Origin of the sequence: Pseudolysinimonas kribbensis (genome assembly GCF_030161895.1) — a bacterium.
Taxonomy (GTDB): Bacteria; Actinomycetota; Actinomycetes; order Actinomycetales; family Microbacteriaceae; genus Pseudolysinimonas; species Pseudolysinimonas kribbensis.
In genome coordinates this window covers 1,356,155-1,373,010 of sequence record NZ_BSVB01000001.1, presented here as the reverse complement: position 1 = coordinate 1,373,010, position 16,856 = coordinate 1,356,155, and the positions used below count along the sequence as shown (strand labels likewise).

Sequence of the window (16,856 nt, the reverse complement as noted above, 5' to 3'; positions counted from 1 at the left end):
CCGTCATGGCGGAGTCATCCGAACTCCGGCCGCTCATCGAGTTGGTCGACGTCAAGAAGGGCTTCGGCCCGGTGAGCGTGCTCAAGGGCGTCGCTCTCAAGGCCTATCCGGGCAAGGTGACAGCCCTGGTGGGCGACAACGGTGCCGGTAAGTCGACCCTCATCAAGGGCCTCGCCGGCGTGCAGCCCTACGACGAGGGCCAGATCATCTTCGACGGCGAGCCCGTCACGCTGCACACCCCGCGCGACGCGTCGGCGCTCGGGATCGAGGTCGTGTACCAGGACCTCGCTCTGGCCGACAACCTCGACATCGTCCAGAACATGTTCCTGGGCCGCGAAGAGACCGAGCTGCTCACGTTCGACGAGGGCCGCATGGAGCGGGAGGCGTCCGAGACCCTGCGCTCCCTCTCGGTGCGGACCGTGAAGTCGGTGCGCCAGAAGGTCTCGTCGCTGTCCGGAGGCCAGCGTCAGACGGTCGCGATCGCGCGTTCGGTGCTCAAGAAGGCCCGACTCGTCATCCTCGACGAGCCGACCGCCGCCCTCGGGGTCGCCCAGACCGAGCAGGTGCTCAACCTCGTGCGCCGACTCGCCGAGCAGGGTGTCGCGGTCATCATCATCAGCCACAACCTGGCCGACGTCTTCGAGGTGGCCGACTACATCAGCGTGCTCTACCTCGGCCAGATGGTCGCCGAGGTCGAGACGGCGAAGACCACCCGCGACGACGTCGTGGGCTACATCACCGGCGCCAAGACGCAAGCCAGAGGAGCCGCGGCATGAGCGTGACCCACACCCCCGAGACACCGGAGCCGGGTACACCGGCCGCCACGCTCGACACCACCGCCATCGCGGCCACCGACTCCGACCTCATCGGCAGCGGCCAGGAGGGCGGGATCGTCGATCAGGCGCGCGCGTACCTCAGCCGGCTCCGCGGCGGCGAGATGGGAGCGCTTCCCGCGATCGCCGGCTTCATCGTGCTCGTCGTGCTGTTCAGCTTCCTGAGCCCGTTCTTCTTCACCGAGCGCAACTTCGCCAACCTGCTCACGCAGGCTGCGTCGCTCGTCATGCTAGGCATGGCGCTCACGTTCGTGATCCTGCTGGGCGAGATCGACCTGTCGGCCGGTGTCACCGCCGGTGTCACGATGGCGGTATTCGTGGTGCTGTCGGATCCCGGCGGTGCGCATCTGAACTGGATCATCGCCTTCCTCATCGCGCTCGCCTCGGGCCTCGCGATCGGCACGTTCATCGGCTTCTTCCGATCGCGCATCGGCATCCCATCGTTCGTCGTCACCCTGGGCCTGTTCCTGGGCCTGCAGGGCGCGCAGCTGATCATCATCGGTCCCGGCGGCCTGTACCGCATCCAGGAACCCGCGGTGCTGGCGATCCAGAACAACAACATGCCGGTCTGGATGGGCTGGGTGATGCTGCTGATCATCCTCGCGATCTCCTTCGCGACGTCGATGGTCGATCGAACCCGTCGCACCCGCGCGGGCGTTCCGAACCGCACGATCGCGCTCATGTGGGTCCGGCTCGGCGTCATTGCGGTGCTCGGCGCGGTCGTGATCTTCGCGCTCAGTCAGAACCGCGGTACCGCGTTCCTCGCCGTCACGGGCGTGCCCATCGTCGTGCCGATCACCCTGGTGATCCTGTGGATCGGCACCTTCGTGCTCGACCGCACGAAGTACGGCCGCTGGCTCTACGCGATCGGTGGCAACGAGGAGGCCGCACGTCGCGCCGGCATCAAGGTGATCGGCATCCGCTGGATCGCGTTCGTCGTCTGTTCGGGCCTCGCCGTCATCTCCGGCCTGTTCGCCGCGAGCCAGGTGGGATCCGTGGATGCCGCCTTCGGTCGCAACGACGTGCTGAACGGCGTCGCCGCGGCGGTCGTCGGCGGCGTCAGCCTCTTCGGCGGCCGCGGACGCCTCATGCACGCGGCGGTCGGCGCGCTCGTGATCTCGGTGATCACCAACGGCCTCGGCCTGCTCAACCTGCCGAGCGGTGTGAACCTCCTCGTCACCGGCGGCGTGCTGATCCTCGCCGCATCCGTCGACGCGCTCTCCCGCGTGCGAGGCACGAAGGCCGTCGAACATCCGACAGGCCCGTTCAACGTGTTCGCGATCGTCGGTTTCGTGCTGTCGTTCGTCACCGCGATCGGCGGCATCGTGCTCGGCGCGATCGCCGTCTTCCAGATCCGGGAGCACGGCGGTCGCGGTCGCGGCCTGGCGATCTGGGCCGTCGCGATCGGCATCATCGAGCTGTTGATCGCCCTCGTGATCGCCGTGACGGCGGTACTGCGCGCCCAGGGCTAGGAGGTCGGCCGGCCGGTGCTCTCGCGCGCCGGCCGGCTCACCTCAGCCGTGCAGCCAGACCGTCGTGTCGCCCGGCACGCGGATGGCGCCGTCGGTGCCCTCGACGAGAGCCTCGCTCGCCAGCAGGACGACACCGTCCGGCGCGGCGACCGGCCGGGTGCCGAGGTTCGCGAGCACCGTGACCCGGCCCACGCGGAACGCGAGCGTCTCGGGGTCGTCGCACGCGATCCACTGCAGGGTCTGCCTCGCGAGCTCGTGCTCGCGCCGGAGCCCGAGGGCGTCGCGATAGAGCCGGAGCGTGGAGCCCGGCTCGCCGTCCTGCACGTCGCGGGCGTACGCGGCCCACGTCGACGGCTGCGGAAGCCAGCTCGCCTCGCCGGGGCCGAAGCCCTGCGAGGGCGCGCCCGCGATCCACGGCAACGGCACGCGGGCGCCGTCGCGGCCGTAGTTGGCGCCGCCGGTGCGGGCGAAGGTCGGGTCCTCGCGCGCCGTGTCGGGCAGGTCGATGACCTCCGGCAGGCCGAGCTCCTCGCCCTGGTAGAGGTACGCCGACCCCGGCAGCGCGAGCATGAACAGCGTGGCGGCGCGCGCCCGGCGCAGGCCGACCACGCCATCCGGATGCCACGGCGAACGCGGACCCAGCCCCTCGCCCTGCGGGGGCGGCGGCGTGAGCGCGAGCCGGGTGCGGTGCCGGATCACGTCGTGGTTCGAGAGCACCCAGGTGGAGGGCGCGCCCACGCTCCCGAACGCGGCGAGCGACTGCGTGACCACGTCGCGCAGCGCGGCGGCCTCCCACGGTGTCTCGAGGTAGCTGAAGTTGAAGGTCTGGTGGAGCTCGTCGGGCCGCACCCACTCGGCGAGCTTGTCGAGCGGACGCACCCACGCCTCGCCGATGAGCACCCGGTCCGGACCGTACTCGGCGACCTGCCGGCGCCAGTCGCGGAAGATCTCGTGCACCCCGGGCTGCCCCCACATCGGCGCCGTGTCGTCGCCGCCCATCGAGGCCTCGTCGGCCGGCGGGGTGTAGTCCGGAAGCCCGGCGGCCTTCACGAGCCCGTGCGCGACGTCGATGCGGAAGCCGTCGATGCCGCGGTCGAGCCAGAACCGCAGCACGCCGAGGAAGAACGTCTGCACGTCGCCGTTCGTCCAGTCGAAGTCGGGCTGCGAGGTGTCGAACAGGTGCAGGTACCACTGGCCGGGGCGCCCGTCGGCCTCGGTGACGCGCGTCCACGCCGGTCCGCCGAACACCGACTGCCAGTTGTTCGGCGGCACGTCGCCGCTCGCGCCTCGGCCGTCGCGGAAGAGGTAGCGGGCGCGCTCGGGCGAGCCGGGCGCCGCCTTCAGCGCCGCCTGGAACCACGGATGCTCGCTCGAGCTGTGGTTCGGCACGATGTCGACGACGACCCTGAGCCCGAGTTCGTGCGCCCGGGCGAGCAGGCGGTCGAATCCGGCGAGGTCGCCGAAGAGCGGGTCGACGTCGGTGTAGTCGGCGACGTCGTAGCCGGCGTCGCGCTGGGGCGAGACGTAGAACGGCGAGAGCCAGACCGCGTCGGCGCCGAGCTCGGCGATCGCCTCCAGGCGGGCGGTGATCCCGTCCAGGTCGCCGACGCCGTCGCCGGTCGAGTCGCTGAACGAGCGCGGGTAGACCTGGTAGATGACGGCGGTGCGCCACCAGTCGTGCGAGGGAGACATCCGCTCGAATCTATGGCCGCGCGGGGACCTTGTCGAAACGGTCGGAACGGGGGCCGGTCGGGCATCCGGCGCCGGCCCCCGCGCGGGCGGGCGCCCGGTCGCCGGATGCTAGAGTCTTCGGGTTGCCGCGCGCGTCGCGGCGCGCCCCGATAGCTCAGTGGTAGAGCACTTCCATGGTAAGGAAGGGGTCGTCAGTTCAATCCTGACTCGGGGCTCGCGAGCCCCTGTCGGTGCACCAAGCGGCGGTGGGGGTTCCCCCGGCGGGGTAGCTCAGGTGGTTAGAGCACACGGCTCATAATCGTGGTGTCGCGGGTTCGAGTCCCGCCCTCGCTACTAGCCCGGATTTCCGGGCTTTTTAGGCGTTTCGACCCGACGTGGGAACGGCCCGAATGATCCAGTGCCCACGTTTTGCCCACAATCGAGGAACGCACGACGTCATCGAGGCGTTCGGCAACGGCGCTCAGGTCATCGTCGAAGAGGTCGGCGTAGACGTCCAGGGTCATTGCGGCGGACTTGTGACCGAGCATTTTCTGCACTGCCTTCACGTTCGCACCGGCCGACACCGCCAGGCTGGCAGCAGTGTGCCGAAGGTCATGGATCGTCATCGGAGATAGCTCCGCCAGACGTAGCGCCCTTTCGAACCAAGAACCATCCTGCTTGGTCGGTGTGATTTGGGGCTGTCCGAAGCGGCCGGGGAAGACGAGATCGTCGTCACGTCGTTCAAGGAGTGCACTCGTGATCTCATCGCTGAGGAAGCTCGGGAACGGCACCATTCGCTGTTGATGCGTCTTGGGGGTGCCGACGATGACGAAGCCCTTGACGTAGACCGCGTTCTGGCGAACCCAGAGTCTGTTTCTGTCCAGGTCCACATCCTTCACGCGAAGTCCGGATGCTTCGCCCCATCGGAGGCCTGTGTAGGCGAGCAGCTTGACTAGCGTTCCCCTCGATCCCGATTCAGAGGCGAGCCTGAAAACCTCCTCGTGGGAAAGGTAATTGTGTTCCCTGCGCTCACGAGCCGGCAGCCTGATCCCCTAGCCGGATTGTTCGAGATCTTCCGGTCACGGACTGCGGCTTCCAGGACGGCCGACAGAATGCCGTGACAGCGGTGGATCGTCGCGGGTGAGAGGGGTCGACCGCGGTCCGGCCTGCGAAGTTCGACGACCCAGGCCTCGATGTCGCTTCGACGGACCTTCCCGATCTGCACCGAGCCCCAGTGGGGTCGAACGTGCAGTCGCCAAGCCGATTCCATCACGGCCAACGAGGAAGGCTTGAGGCCCGATCGGGACGCGAGCCAAGCGTCTCCCACCGTTGCTATGGTCGCGCGCGCCAGCGCTGGATCGATGAACGTTCCTGCTGAGCGACCTATCGCGATCTCAGCGAGGAAAAGTTCAGCTTCTCGCTTCGTTTTGAAACCGCGCTTGTCAGTCTGCGAGTTGTCCGGCTTGCGGTAGCGCACTCGGTAGCGTCGGCCGCCATTGGTGTCATAGGGCTCGATCGTGGCCACGGTTCAGATGTCCCACCCTGCCGAAGTCAGGAACTTCCGAAGTTGATCGATTTCAACCTCGGCTGCGGCCCGCCGACGATTCATTCCGTCCTGGAGTTCACCGTTGTGAGTCGACTCGATTCGTTGCACTGTCTCCAGCCGCGAGAGCTCCCGTTCCAAGACACGAAGCTCTCGGAACGCCTGCAGTTCAGCTCGGTCAACCCGTTCGTCACTCGACCCCGCAACGTAGGTGGCGGAAGGCAAGGCGCTCAACCATGCATCGAATTCGGCGGAGCTCATGCCCTCGAACATGGGCCCAAGCCCGGGCAGGTCTAGGGGGCGTTCGGTCGTGACATCGGCGCGAGGAGAAAGCTGACGGGCACCTTCAGGACCCTTGCGATGTTCAGTACCTGGCTGACGTCGAGGTCGGCCTTCCTGCCTGACTCGATATTGGCGAGGACGGCTTGCGAGATACCGGTACCTGCGAGAGCTGATTCGAGCTCGGCGACCGATCGATAGCCCCTGGACCGACGGGCTGCCGCGATGCGGGAGCCGATGCTGCCCGCTGCCGCATAGTCCGCCATTTCGACACCGTATCGCGCGCAGGCGCGCCGACTTGACAAAACTTGCACCATGTCACTATGACATTAATAACACGCAATCACTGTCATTTTGACAAGGAGAGTTTGATGGACGACGATTACTTGCCGCCAATTGCGGTTCAGGACCTCACCGGAGTCTCGATCGCCGCGCTCGCGCAGCTTCGGCATCGAGGGCTTGGGCCGCGCTACTACAAGCCAACGCCTAGGACGGTCCTTTACAAGCGGTCCGAAGTCGTTGCCTGGATTGAGGGCAGCGTCAGGCAGGGCATTCGGGAATTGGCGTGAGGAGCCTCGAGCAGATCCCAGGTGTCGATGTGGGGCTCTACGCGGCCAAGGGCGCGGTGATCGTCGCGGCGCGGCTGGAGCTGGGGAACACGGCTGCTCGGCTGTTCCTGCATATGGCTCTGGAGTGCTGGGACGACGAGGACAATCCGGCTGGCGCCGCCCCTCGTCGTTATTTCGGTCGGCGGGAGTTCTCCGCGATCGCCCTCGGCTTCCAGGCTCCCGAGAACGGATCGGAATCGGCGTTCCGCGCCGTGAAGCGGGCTGTCAAGGAGCTCGTGGACAAGGGCGCGATCAGGCGCGTGCGGCATGGCGGCAACGGCATGGCAGCCGAGTACGAGCTGCAGGTGCCGATAGCGAGACAGCGCCGTGCGCGGGGCGACACGTATCTGTTCCCTGTGGACAGCTCGGGGCAGGGGGCGACTCGGCCGCCCGTGCAGCGGGCAAGTTTCTAGCCCTCTGAGGGGGCAGTTTTGTCGACCAGCAGGGGGCGAGAAATCGGTCCCCTTTGAGAGCAGGAGGGAATCAGGATGACCAGCTACCGAGCAGCAGGCGCGACCGGTGAACGGACTGATCTCTGCCGCGTGGTGATTCCGAACCTCGGACGTTCGGAACTTCGTCGGGTTGGGAGTTTCGGACTTCGTGAGGTGCGGAGTTCGGATGTCGCGAGGTTCCGGACGTCGGGACTCGCGTGGTGGAGAAGTTCGGGAGTTCCGCACTGCGGGAGATTGGAAGTGCGCAAATGAGGATCGTCGCGATCGCGAACCAGAAGGGTGGCGCCGGAAAGACCACCACCACCATGAACCTCGCCGCCGTCGCGGCCGAGCACTCGAGAGTGCTCGTGATCGATGTCGATCCGCAGCAGTCGACGAGCTGGTGGGCGGCTGCGGCCGGCGACCGCCTTCCGTTCGACTTTGCTGCCGACACGACCGTGGCGAACTTGTCGCGGATGCGGGACCTGCCCTACGACCTGGTCTTCGTGGACACCCCGGGCAACCTCACCGATAGCGACATCCTCGGCTCGGTGTTGGCGGCGTCAGACTTCGCGATCATCCCGACGGAGCCGGAGGCGCTGTGCGTGCCGCCGATGGTCCGCACGATCCGCGAGCTGGTCCAGCCCTCCCGCACGTCGTTTCGAGTGCTGCTCTCGAAGATCGACATGCGTGTCCCGGGTCAGCTGGAGGACGCGGAGCGGCTGGTGGATGAGATCCAGTTGCCAAGGTTTCGGCGCGCGATCCGCCGCTACAAGATCCACTCCGACGCGCCCATCGAGGGGCTGGTGGTGACCCAGTACCCCGAGGCGCGGCAGACGATCAAGGCGATCGATGACTACCGCGCCGTCGCGCTGGAGCTCATGTCTCTGTGGGCGAATGGGGACGCCTGATGGCGCGCGCCGACCTGTCGAGCCTGCTCGGCCGGCTCCCCGCTGATGAGCCACGATCAACCCCGGCAGCGGTGCCGGCTACTCCCCGGAGGTCTCGCATCGAGCTGAGCCGAAGCCGCGCCGGGTGCCCACGGAGACCCGGATGGAGTCGTCGTCTGGCTCGCCTGAAGCGCGCTATCTCGGTTTCGTGCGGAAGGACATTCGGCTGCGGGACGACCAGCTCGAGGCGTTGACAGTGCATGCGCGGCGCTTGAATCGTGCCAAGCGCAACACGGGCGTGCGCATCACGGAGAACACCCTGATCCGTGTCGCCATTGACGTGTTACTCGCGCGGGTCGAGAAGGTTGCCGGCGACGATGAGGCGGCGCTGTTGAGGTCGTTGCGGTGACTAACTTTCAATCGTCACTTGAGCCGAATTCGGGATCTCGGCGTGTCGTTCTACCCCCGTCTGGGGGTGGCGGGGTGACGCTGTCGGCAAGTTGCTTTTGTCGTTGGGGTAGGCGTCGACGGCGACTAGGCGAACGACAGTTTTTGGGGGTTTCTTGTCTGTGCCACCACCCGTCTCGGCCTGCGGCCGCGTCCCAACCTCTCCCACCCACCGTGAGTGTCTACGAGAGGTTGGGACATACAGACGGGTGGTGGCACAGACAAGAAAAAGCAGTGGTGGTTTGCAGGCAGAGGGCGATCGGACCGGAGGGGAGTGAGCTCCGCGTGGTGCAGTTGACGGTTCGCGATGAGGCGATGTTGGAGTGGCTGCGATCGGTGAGGTTGGCCGATACCGAGGCGATCCGGTGGGCGCTCCCGGCGGTGCCTGGAGGTGGTGTCGAGGTGGCTCCGGTGCATCTGCGGAAGGCGCAGCGGTGGGTTGCCCGGATGCATCAGGTGGGGCTGGTCGAGCGTGGCCGGCTGTCGTCTCACGGGAACTTCATCGTGTGGCCGAGCCACCATGCGACGGGGCGACCGGGGCCGAACTTGTTTCGGCAGACCACTCGCCATGAGCTCGCGGTGGCGTTGACGTCGGCGCGGTTTTTGGGGCGCGGGTATCGGTGGACGCGGGATCGTCGGCCGATGTCGCTGCAGGATCACCAGGCGGACGGTGTCGCGATGAAGCAGGGGTCGCTCGAGTTGATCGAGGTGGAGCTGACCCCGAAGGTCAGTGACCGATATCGGGGCATCTTCCGCAATCACGCTGAACGGCTCACGAGCTCGGGGGTGACCCGCGTGGTGTATCTCGGGACCGAGGATGCAGCGCGGATGGTGCTGCGCGAAGCGGATGTGCACCTGTTCCGCGACTTGCGTCCGAGGGTGGTCGCGTTGCCGGTGTTCAACGTGCACGGCGAGTGGGTCGGCGCGGATGATGCGCCGTGGGCGGATCATCGGAGCTGTGGGATCGGGGCATCGCATGAGCGCGATGCGAAGTTCAGACCAGTCGCTCGACCTCGGCCAGCGTCTGGATCAGTGGCGCTCCGAACTGCTCCTGCAGTCGGTTCCCGCCCGCACGCCCCTCGCTGCCGCCGACGACACCGAGCGGCCGCGCCAGCGCGTGCGCGGCAATGCCGGTGCGCATTGCACCGGACCCCGCCTCACCGCCGGCGACGAGGACCTTGCCGGCGAGGGCCGCAAGGATGACCGGTGTCCGCAGCGCCGAGGCGAGGACGACCGGCAGCAGGGGCGGGTTCTCGCTGATGACGACTTCGCCGCGCGCGTGGCCTTCGCGGGCGGTCGTGGCGACGGTGACCAGAGGCGCGTCCATCGCGAGCGTGGACTGGTGCGCGAGATTGTCCACTCCCGGGCGCGCGGCCGTGGCGACGGTCCACCCATCGCCGGCGATCCGTGTGGTGAGGTCGATGACGTCGTGGCGCAGCCACGGATCCGGGCAGGTGCTCCCGGTGACGACGACGGGAAGATCGTGCAGCGCCGCGCCGCTGCCCGAGGCCCACAACGCAACCGGTGCGGCGGTGCCGAGTACCTCCACCTGCGCGGGCCATTCGTCGTGGCCGGGGGTGAGGATGCGGTAGCCGCGCTGAATCGTGATCTCCAACACCGCGGCGACGGTGTGGCCGCCGCCCAGAGCGCGCAGGCGCGTGGAGATGTCGGCGGGGAGTTCGAGGAACGGGTCGTTGTCGTAGGCGGCGGCGACCAGGTCGACGGCGGAGCCGCGGTCGCGGATCGCAGCGCCAATGTGACGGTTGCCGCCGAGGCCCGCGGTGGCGAGCGCGACGCGTGCGCATACCTCGGGGGACGGGAGCCGAGTGTCGGTGGTGGGCATGGTGGGGTCCTCTCGGATCGATCGTTTTGTTTGCCTTCCGGCACAGAGATCGAGAGGGAGCAAGCAACGCGAAGTGCGCGGTCGTGGAATACCGGACCAAGCGCAGCGCGGGAGGATATGCCGCGAAAGCCGGGCACGCAGCGGCAGCAGCGACGTACGATCGCCGGCCGGAAAGGTCAAACCCTCCGCCCCGCAGGGGCGGCCCCTCGCTCCGCGCCTGCTCCGTCAGGCGCCCGGCGAGCCTCCGTGCGAGCCGCTCGGACCTGGGCTGGAGCATCCGGTGACCGGGGCGCAGCAGACCACCCCGGCCGCGCAGGGACAGGGCGCTGTCGAGGACCTGATCGAGAAGGTCGTCATCGCCGCCGCCGTGATCGCCGCGGTTATGGTGGCGCTTCCGCTGGTGATACCCGTGGTCGTGACGCGGGTGGCGGGGAGCAGATCGCCACCCGAGCCAGGTTCTGGATGACGTCCCGCCGCCAACCGGTCACCGCGCCGGTCGGCATCGCCCTGGTCCTGGCGCTCATCGGGGTCGAACTGACGCTGCTGGTGGCCGGGATCCGCGACGGGCAAATCGCGTGGCGACTCCACCTGGTCGTGCAGCTTCTGCCGTGGGCGATCGCCAACCTCGTCTCCGGGCTGCTGCTGCTTCCCGCAGCGTGGTTGCTGCACCGGCGAAGGATCGCCGAGCTCGTGCGGACGCGTCGGATCTCGGACGTGATCCGGCAGACGCGGATCGAGGCCGCCCGCAAGCGCGCCGCCGACGCCGTGTCGGCCGCGCGGATCGGCGTCACCGTTCATCCGGCGACCGGAAAGATCACCGGCACACGTAAGGGGCTGGTCACTGCGCCGCACACCACTCCTGCGGGGAGGCATTCGCGTTCGTGACCCGCCCCACCGTGACGACCGTTGTGGAGCGGTTCCTCGAGCGCCGCCAGGTCCGAGACTGGATCTCGCCGGCCGGCGATCTGCTCGTGCTGCCGCGGACATCGTCCGCGGTGCGAGCGCTCGTGATCGCCGAGTCCGGTTCCGGCAAGACCGTGCTGCTGGACTCGGTGATCCTGTGCGCCCTCGAGTACGGGTGGCCAGTGTTCTTCCTGGACGCCAAGGGCGACCCAGCGGACGCGGCTCACCTCGCCGCCCTCGCTGCCTCGCGCAGCAAGACGGCAGAGGTCGCCGGCGCCTGGAACCTTTTCAACGGCACCGCGGACCAGATCACCGCAAAGCTGATGCGCCTGATGCCGTCACCCGACGGAGCCAACCAGCACTACCTCGACGAGATCCGCGGCGTCCTGCAGGCTGTCCAGGACGCCTCACCGGTCGCCTCGGTCGAGGACCTGCGGGAGCGGCTCAAGCGACCCGGTCCGTGGGTGCGGGACCAGTACGACCTCGACATGGTCACCGCCCCGGTGGACCGCACCGGCAACCAGACCTCCGGCACCCGCGCGCTGCAAGCGCTCCTCGTCGCGCTCCGGCCGTTGGAGAAGTATCTCGACGCCGTCGGGTGGTCGTACGACAGGCCGACCGCAGACGTCACGGTGGTCCCCCTGTCACCCGTCGATGACGCGCAGGCACGGCTGGGGGATCTGCTGCTGCTGGATCTTCGCAACTACCTCGCCTCCCGCCTGGCGCGCGGCGACAAGTCGCCGGTGCTGGTGGTCGTGGATGAGTTCCCGCAGCTGGTCACCGACACGTCCGACCCCGGGGACACTGCGGGGAGCCTTTTCGAGACCGCGCGCTCCGCCGGCGTTGGACTGGTCTTGGCCACTCAGTCTCCAGCTGGGCTCTCCAACGACGAGATCCGCCGCCGCCGGGCCCTGACCTCCGGTGCCGCTCTGGTCTTCGGGCGCTCCAAGGATCCGGAAGACGTCGTCAAGTACGCCGGCACGGTCATGCAGATGGAGTCTTCCGGCGCCGCCACCGGCGAAGAACTCCGATCCGCCCGAGCACAACACACGTACGTCATCCCACCGCAGGACGTCCGCGAAGCAGCCGACGGGGCCTTCTGGCTCGTGCAGGGCGGAGCGATCGCCCCCTTCCGCGCCCTCCCGCAAGCCACCCCAGAGCTCGGAGCAGCCGCTTCGTCGAACACCACTGCCACCTCACGTGGAGAAGAGGAAGGAATCGAATGAGCACGACCGCACCCTTTCGGGGCGCCGCCCGCGCTGCCGCCTACGTCGAAGAGGACACCGCCCGGCGGCGTCCCGCCGACCCCGCACCTCCCGTCGAACCTTCGGATGCGGCGCTCGACGAAGTCGACGAAGTCGACACCGCGTCGGGATCGATCGAGGAGATCGATGTCGCGTCCCTCACCGCCACGGACACCTCGCCGATCGCTCGGACCGGGGTGCGCGGCCTGATCGCCCGCACCGGCGTCAAGCTCGCACCCGGCAGGTCCGAGCTGGCAGCTCTCGCGCGTGCTGCGCGGTTGAAGGCGGACGAGGACGTGATCCGGCAGACGACCTGGCCGCGCGCGGTCGGGATTTTGGTCGCGAACAGGAAAGGCGGCGTCGGGAAGACGCCGACCTCACTGATCCTGGGCGGCATCCTGGCCTCCATCCGCGGCGGTTCCGTCGCCGTCATGGAGGTCTCCGACGACCCCGGCACCCTCACCTACCGCACCGAGGGCAACCCGACTCGCGGTATCGGCGAGCTCGTCGTCGACCACGACCAGATCCGATCCGCAGGTCAGCTCGCCTCCTACACGGCCCCGCAGACCTCATTCGCGTCCGTCATCGGCACCACCGGCGTTCGCCCGCAGCTCGTCGCGACGGACGTCCTTCACGCGGCGGCGGTGGTAGACGAGTTCTACGCGATCCGCGTCATGGACTCCGGCAACCAGCCCTCCAGCAGCGCCTTCGACGGCGCCCTCGCCGCCACCGATGCGCTCGTCATCCCGGTCCTGAACTCCGCCGAAGCAGTCCTGGAGGCCATCTCCTCCTGGACTACCTCCGCGCCGGTGGTACCGCGAACCGTCGGCTCGCGGACACCGCGACCATCGTGCGGCTGATCGACGGGCGCGCCGAGAACCCGCAACTGAACGAGCGCCTGTCGAAGCTGCTGCAGCAGCACCGCGTCGAGCAGGTGTTCGAGGTCCCGTTCGATGCGCACATCGCCGAACGCGGCCCCATCACACTCGCCAAGCTCGCACCCGCCACCCGAGATGCGTTCACGCACCTCGCTGCCGGCATCGTGCAGACCATGCAGAACCAGCCCATCGCCACGAAGCCGACCACCGGCACCAAGAACTAGAGGAGATCAGGAATGCACGCCATCGTCCACATCATCGACAACCCGCTGAACGGTTTGCTGCCGAACTTCTCGATCTTCGGCGTCCAATTCACCGCCCTCTGGCAGAAACTCCTTGCCGGAGCCTGGGGAATCGCGATCGTCGCCGCCGTCATCTTCCTCATCATCGGCATCGCATCTATGGCCACCGCTTCCGCGGCAACGAACCCGATGGAGTACAAGGTCGGCCGTCAGAAGACGGTGTGGGCGGCGATCTCGCTGGGGCTGCTCGCTGCTCTCGCGGTGATCGTCGGGGCGATCCTCGCTGTGTTCTCATAAGCCATGACCCTCGCCCCCACTCGTCCTCGTCGTCCGCGCTGGCCATGGATCGTCGGAGTCGTCCTCGTCGTCATCGTCGTTGCGGTGGCCATCACCCTCACGGTGGCGATGCACCCCTCGGCGAGCCCGTCGCCCTCGAAGACCCCGACCGCAACCGCGACGGCCAGCCCATCCGCAGGTGTCGCGCCGACCGGGTGCTTGGGCGGCAGCAACCGCGACAACACCATGCTGTTGGCCGCCCAGAAGACAGCGCCCCATACGACCAACGGGGCAGTCGAGTTCGCCGCCGCGGTGGTCCGTTGGACGTTGCGTCATCCGACGGCGACAGCAGATGAGGCGGACGCTGTGGCGCCGCAGATCATCGCCAGCGACGCAAGCCCGGACTTCAAGGACCTCGGTGCCGCCGTCACCCAAAACCAGAACCCGTCGGGCGGCGCCGTCGCCGATGGCACCGACTTCTACGTCTCCACCGCACCCGGCGTCTACTACGTCGACAGCGCCGCACCCGACAAGGTCACGGTGTCCATCGGTGCCGGCTACGTCATCGGAGGTGCCGTGAATCCGCAATTGCGGACCTCTACGACCTACGTCCTCGAGTGGGAAGACGGGGGCTGGCGCGTACAGAGCGGGAGCCTTGCCCACACCACCGAGGACCTCTTCAAGATCGGAACACCATTCACCGGGGGTGCTGATGGCAGACAACGGCTCGAACTGCGACAACCTCTTTACCTGCGTCTCGACAGGTGTCGGAAACGTGGCGAACGGAATCGGGGACGCGGTGAACGGCGCCGCCGGCGCCGTCTCCTATTGGTCCGACCCATGGGGCAACACCTACGAGGCCCTCCGCGACGCCGCGAAAGGGCTCGCCACGCAGCTTCTTCCGCAGCTGACCTCCGCGACGCTGCCGGATCTCACGGTCGACTGGTTCGTGAAGGCCTACGAGATCTCCTTCGCCACGGCGATCTTCGCCGCGATCCTCCTTCTCATTCCGCAGATCCTCCGCACCGCGCGAGGAGCGCAGAGCGGGCGCGACCTCGTCGAGTCGATCGGAATGTACTTCCCCTGTTTCTTCTCGGGGCGATGTTCGGGCCCGCGATCGGCGGGCTGCTGGTCACCTTCTTCGGCGCCCTCTCTGACTCGTTCGCAGCGTGGGGCATCACCTCGACCGTCGATGAGGTGAACAAGCAGTTCACTCAGATGCTCAGCGACGCTGACGGCACGGGCATCGCCGGCGGCGTCCCGGTCGCGGTGCTGCTGATGTTCCTCATGCTCTGCGCCTTGTTCTTCGTGCTGCTCGTATTGATCGTCCAACTGGTCGCTCTCTACTTCACCGGCGTTCTCATTCCCCTCGCCCTGGTGTGGATCATCGATCCGGGACGGCGTCAGTTCGGCATGCGACTGGTGGGGTTGTGGATCGGCGTGCTCGCCGCGCACCCGCTGCTGTTCTTCCTGCTCGGATTCGCGTTCAACATGCTTGGCGGCTCCATCGACTTCCTCGGAAACGACGCGTCGCTGCAGAAGCTGGTGCAGCTGCTCGCCGCGATCATCGCGATGTTCATCGCCGGCGCCAGCCCGCTGCTGCTGATGAAGTTCGCCCCGATCATCCCGACCGGCTCCGGAGGAAGCCAAGGCCCGGGCGTGCGGCCCGGCTCCTGGGGGCCATCGAGCATGAGCGATGCCCTCGACCGCTACCGCAGCTCCAGTGGTGGGAGCCCGACGCCGGCGATGGCCTTCGGTGGCGGAGGCGGGGGAGTGCGCCTACGGGCAGCGATGCCGCGTCCTCCGGAGGTGGGTCACTCAGCGCGGCCGCGTCCCGCGCCGCAACAGGAGCGAGCGGCGGGGGCGCAGTGGCGGGCGGCACCACGGGAGCTGGCGGCATCGCCGCGACCGGCGCCGCGGAATCCGCGACCGGAGCCGGTGCCGCGATCGGTGTCCCGACCCTCATCGCTGCAGGGGCGATGGCCGCAGGGAGCGCCGTCGGGTCAGTCGCTCAGGCGGCGAGCGACCACGCCGTCGCCACCATGGGCGAGTCGGGAGAAAACTGACCGATGACCGACACCCATACCCCGGCCGACGAGCTCACCAGCTCCGGCGTCGATCGCCAGATCGGTGGAGAGCGAGCACACCGCGGCTTCTTTGGCGGCACCCAACCCAAGGGGCGGGTCATCGGCCTGGCGATCGCCTTTCTGGCGATGCTGGTACTCACTCCCGTGCTCGGTATCTGGGGCCTCGCGATCGCTGTGGCCCTGGGCGTTACGGTGATCCTCGTCACCCTCCGCACCCATCGCGGATCTCTGATCGAGCGCCAGGTCCGACGACGGCGGTGGCGGCAGCGTCAGCTGGCGGGCACGGATCGATTCGAGCCGTTCGACCAAGCCCGCTGGGACCAAATACAGGCGGCAGCCCGCTCCGGCACCAAGCCCGAGCGCGCCAGCGCGGCGCGAGAGCTGGCCGCGATGCGCACCCACCCGGATGGCGCCGACGGGATGGGGTGGCTGCAATCCAGCTCCCGCGAACCCGGGATCGCATGGCATGCGCCACTCGGCGAGGAGCCCTACCTCTCCGTCGTCTTCGCGGTCACCGGGCAAGCACACGGTGTCGAGTCCGCATCTGCGATGCGCCGCGCAGCCGAGGCGTGGGGATTGTTCCTCGCCTCCCGCGCCGCACCCACCAACCTCATCGGCGAGATCCAGACCCTCACCCGAGTGTTACCGGCCGACTCGGCCCTGCAGGAGTTCTGGATCCTCGAGTCCCTCGACGACACCGTCCCCGCGGACGCGATCGCCTCCTACGACGACGTTCTCCGGCTCACCGGGATGGATGCGATGGTGCAGCGGCACTACATCACCGCTCGATGGCCGCTCGGCGCGGCGTTCATGGACGCGGCTCGCAAGTACGGCGCCGGCCGGGACGGATGGCGAGGACTCATGCGGCAGGAGATCGCCTCCACACTCCGCGGCCTCACCGACGCGCGCCTGGGCGAGGTCGAGGCCCTGACGGCTCGGAAGGTCGTAGCGGTGATGCAGCATCAGCAGAACCCGAGCCGCCCCATCGACTACCTCCCCGACGTCGAACCCACCCGCCTTGGGCTCCGCTCTCGGGATGAGTTCTCAGCCACCGTGGTCAGCGACCGCGATCCCGTCAGCGGGGAAGCCGTGGAGTGGTGGCACCGAACCGCCGCGATCCGGTCGGAGGACCTCGCGGTCGGATCCCGAAACCAGCTCTGGACCCTGGATCTGCTGATCGGGTCCGACATCCAATTCGTCCGGTCGATC

At 67.9% G+C, this 16,856-nt stretch carries 18 protein-coding genes, 2 tRNA genes and 1 pseudogene; 15 read left to right on the top strand and 6 right to left on the bottom strand.

Features of this window, described 5'->3' with window-relative positions; genetic code table 11:
- Positions 1-5: 5 nt before the first annotated feature.
- Both QQK35_RS07660 and QQK35_RS07655 read left to right on the top strand, forming a co-directional pair.
- Positions 6-776 (top strand): ATP-binding cassette domain-containing protein, encoded by a 771-nt coding sequence (locus QQK35_RS07660; RefSeq protein WP_284253647.1) that lies wholly within the window; start codon positions 6-8, stop codon positions 774-776.
- Positions 773-2,305: an ABC transporter permease subunit gene (locus QQK35_RS07655; RefSeq protein WP_284253646.1), complete on the top strand. Its 1,533-nt coding sequence runs from the start codon at positions 773-775 to the stop codon at positions 2,303-2,305. Before QQK35_RS07660 ends, QQK35_RS07655 begins: the two co-directional genes overlap by 4 nt.
- Before the next feature lie 42 nt (positions 2,306-2,347).
- On the opposite strand, the gene QQK35_RS07650 is transcribed toward QQK35_RS07655, so the two are convergent.
- The gene (locus QQK35_RS07650) at positions 2,348-3,997 is read right to left on the bottom strand and encodes a glycoside hydrolase family 13 protein (RefSeq protein ID WP_284253645.1); all 1,650 of its coding nucleotides are present in this window, start codon (positions 3,995-3,997) and stop codon (positions 2,348-2,350) included.
- 143 nt (positions 3,998-4,140) lie between these two features.
- Here QQK35_RS07650 and QQK35_RS07645 point away from each other — a divergent pair.
- Both QQK35_RS07645 and QQK35_RS07640 read left to right on the top strand, forming a co-directional pair.
- Positions 4,141-4,212: transfer RNA gene (locus QQK35_RS07645), tRNA-Thr, on the top strand.
- Between the two features lie 44 nt (positions 4,213-4,256).
- Positions 4,257-4,330: transfer RNA gene (locus QQK35_RS07640), tRNA-Met, on the top strand.
- A 200-nt stretch (positions 4,331-4,530) separates the two neighbouring features.
- Here QQK35_RS07640 and QQK35_RS07635 read toward each other — a convergent pair.
- The 3 genes and pseudogenes from QQK35_RS07635 to QQK35_RS07625 all read right to left on the bottom strand — a co-directional run.
- Positions 4,531-4,923 (bottom strand): annotated as a pseudogene (locus QQK35_RS07635) (tyrosine-type recombinase/integrase); the annotation flags it as partial.
- 5 nt (positions 4,924-4,928) lie between these two features.
- The gene (locus QQK35_RS07630) at positions 4,929-5,453 is read right to left on the bottom strand and encodes an Arm DNA-binding domain-containing protein (protein ID WP_284255635.1); all 525 of its coding nucleotides are present in this window, start codon (positions 5,451-5,453) and stop codon (positions 4,929-4,931) included.
- Positions 5,454-5,812: 359 nt separating this feature from the next.
- Complete coding sequence (locus QQK35_RS07625; protein WP_284253644.1) at positions 5,813-6,064, bottom strand: helix-turn-helix domain-containing protein; 252 nt, start codon at positions 6,062-6,064, stop codon at positions 5,813-5,815.
- 105 nt (positions 6,065-6,169) lie between these two features.
- On the opposite strand from QQK35_RS07625, the gene QQK35_RS07620 reads away from it, so the two are divergent.
- The 4 genes from QQK35_RS07620 (at position 6,170) to QQK35_RS07605 (ending at position 8,136) form a co-directional block, all read left to right on the top strand.
- On the top strand, positions 6,170-6,367 hold the full coding sequence (locus QQK35_RS07620; RefSeq protein WP_284253643.1) for a helix-turn-helix transcriptional regulator: 198 nt from the start codon (positions 6,170-6,172) through the stop codon (positions 6,365-6,367).
- Positions 6,364-6,819: a hypothetical protein gene (locus tag QQK35_RS07615; protein WP_284253642.1), complete on the top strand. Its 456-nt coding sequence runs from the start codon at positions 6,364-6,366 to the stop codon at positions 6,817-6,819. Before QQK35_RS07620 ends, QQK35_RS07615 begins: the two co-directional genes overlap by 4 nt.
- A gap of 287 nt (positions 6,820-7,106) precedes the next feature.
- Complete coding sequence (locus QQK35_RS07610) at positions 7,107-7,748, top strand: ParA family protein (protein WP_284253641.1); 642 nt, start codon at positions 7,107-7,109, stop codon at positions 7,746-7,748.
- A 124-nt stretch (positions 7,749-7,872) separates the two neighbouring features.
- Entirely contained in the window at positions 7,873-8,136 is a 264-nt protein-coding gene (locus QQK35_RS07605; RefSeq protein ID WP_284253640.1) for a hypothetical protein, read from the top strand.
- Between the two features lie 1,032 nt (positions 8,137-9,168).
- Here QQK35_RS07605 and QQK35_RS07600 read toward each other — a convergent pair.
- Entirely contained in the window at positions 9,169-10,017 is an 849-nt protein-coding gene (locus tag QQK35_RS07600) for a DNA-processing protein DprA (RefSeq protein WP_284253639.1), read from the bottom strand.
- 280 nt (positions 10,018-10,297) lie between these two features.
- Here QQK35_RS07600 and QQK35_RS07595 point away from each other — a divergent pair, with 280 nt between their 5' ends.
- The 7 genes from QQK35_RS07595 to QQK35_RS07565 all read left to right on the top strand — a co-directional run bounded on the left by QQK35_RS07595 (position 10,298) and on the right by QQK35_RS07565 (position 15,633).
- Entirely contained in the window at positions 10,298-10,483 is a 186-nt protein-coding gene (locus QQK35_RS07595) for a hypothetical protein (protein ID WP_284253638.1), read from the top strand.
- On the top strand, positions 10,480-10,902 hold the full coding sequence (locus tag QQK35_RS07590) for a hypothetical protein (protein ID WP_284253637.1): 423 nt from the start codon (positions 10,480-10,482) through the stop codon (positions 10,900-10,902). The genes QQK35_RS07595 and QQK35_RS07590 overlap by 4 nt, the downstream gene beginning before the upstream one ends.
- A complete protein-coding gene (locus QQK35_RS07585; RefSeq protein WP_284253636.1) occupies positions 10,899-12,146 on the top strand; it encodes a type IV secretory system conjugative DNA transfer family protein in 1,248 nt (415 codons plus the stop codon). Before QQK35_RS07590 ends, QQK35_RS07585 begins: the two co-directional genes overlap by 4 nt.
- Positions 12,143-13,024, top strand: a complete 882-nt coding sequence (locus QQK35_RS07580; RefSeq protein WP_284253635.1) for a ParA family protein — start codon at positions 12,143-12,145, stop codon at positions 13,022-13,024. The genes QQK35_RS07585 and QQK35_RS07580 overlap by 4 nt, the downstream gene beginning before the upstream one ends.
- Positions 13,015-13,266, top strand: a complete 252-nt coding sequence (locus QQK35_RS07575) for a hypothetical protein (protein ID WP_284253633.1) — start codon at positions 13,015-13,017, stop codon at positions 13,264-13,266. The genes QQK35_RS07580 and QQK35_RS07575 overlap by 10 nt, the downstream gene beginning before the upstream one ends.
- A gap of 12 nt (positions 13,267-13,278) precedes the next feature.
- The gene (locus tag QQK35_RS07570) at positions 13,279-13,581 is read left to right on the top strand and encodes a hypothetical protein (protein WP_284253632.1); all 303 of its coding nucleotides are present in this window, start codon (positions 13,279-13,281) and stop codon (positions 13,579-13,581) included.
- 84 nt (positions 13,582-13,665) lie between these two features.
- Positions 13,666-15,633: a hypothetical protein gene (locus QQK35_RS07565; protein ID WP_284253631.1), complete on the top strand. Its 1,968-nt coding sequence runs from the start codon at positions 13,666-13,668 to the stop codon at positions 15,631-15,633.
- Here QQK35_RS07565 and QQK35_RS07560 read toward each other — a convergent pair.
- Positions 15,564-15,956 (bottom strand): hypothetical protein, encoded by a 393-nt coding sequence (locus QQK35_RS07560; protein ID WP_284253630.1) that lies wholly within the window; start codon positions 15,954-15,956, stop codon positions 15,564-15,566. The two genes, QQK35_RS07565 and QQK35_RS07560, sit on opposite strands and share 70 nt — an antisense overlap.
- Positions 15,957-16,856 lie beyond the last annotated feature (900 nt).

Coding starts and splice junctions, on each gene's coding strand:
- QQK35_RS07590 (WP_284253637.1), top strand. CDS start 10,480: ATGACGTCCCGCCGCCAACCGGTCACCGCGCCGGTCGGCATCGCCCTG.
- QQK35_RS07570 (WP_284253632.1), top strand. CDS start 13,279: ATGCACGCCATCGTCCACATCATCGACAACCCGCTGAACGGTTTGCTG.
- QQK35_RS07625 (WP_284253644.1), bottom strand. CDS start 6,064: ATGGCGGACTATGCGGCAGCGGGCAGCATCGGCTCCCGCATCGCGGCA.
- QQK35_RS07610 (WP_284253641.1), top strand. CDS start 7,107: ATGAGGATCGTCGCGATCGCGAACCAGAAGGGTGGCGCCGGAAAGACC.
- QQK35_RS07660 (WP_284253647.1), top strand. CDS start 6: ATGGCGGAGTCATCCGAACTCCGGCCGCTCATCGAGTTGGTCGACGTC.
- QQK35_RS07650 (WP_284253645.1), bottom strand. CDS start 3,997: ATGTCTCCCTCGCACGACTGGTGGCGCACCGCCGTCATCTACCAGGTC.
- QQK35_RS07655 (WP_284253646.1), top strand. CDS start 773: ATGAGCGTGACCCACACCCCCGAGACACCGGAGCCGGGTACACCGGCC.
- QQK35_RS07580 (WP_284253635.1), top strand. CDS start 12,143: ATGAGCACGACCGCACCCTTTCGGGGCGCCGCCCGCGCTGCCGCCTAC.
- QQK35_RS07600 (WP_284253639.1), bottom strand. CDS start 10,017: ATGCCCACCACCGACACTCGGCTCCCGTCCCCCGAGGTATGCGCACGC.
- QQK35_RS07620 (WP_284253643.1), top strand. CDS start 6,170: ATGGACGACGATTACTTGCCGCCAATTGCGGTTCAGGACCTCACCGGA.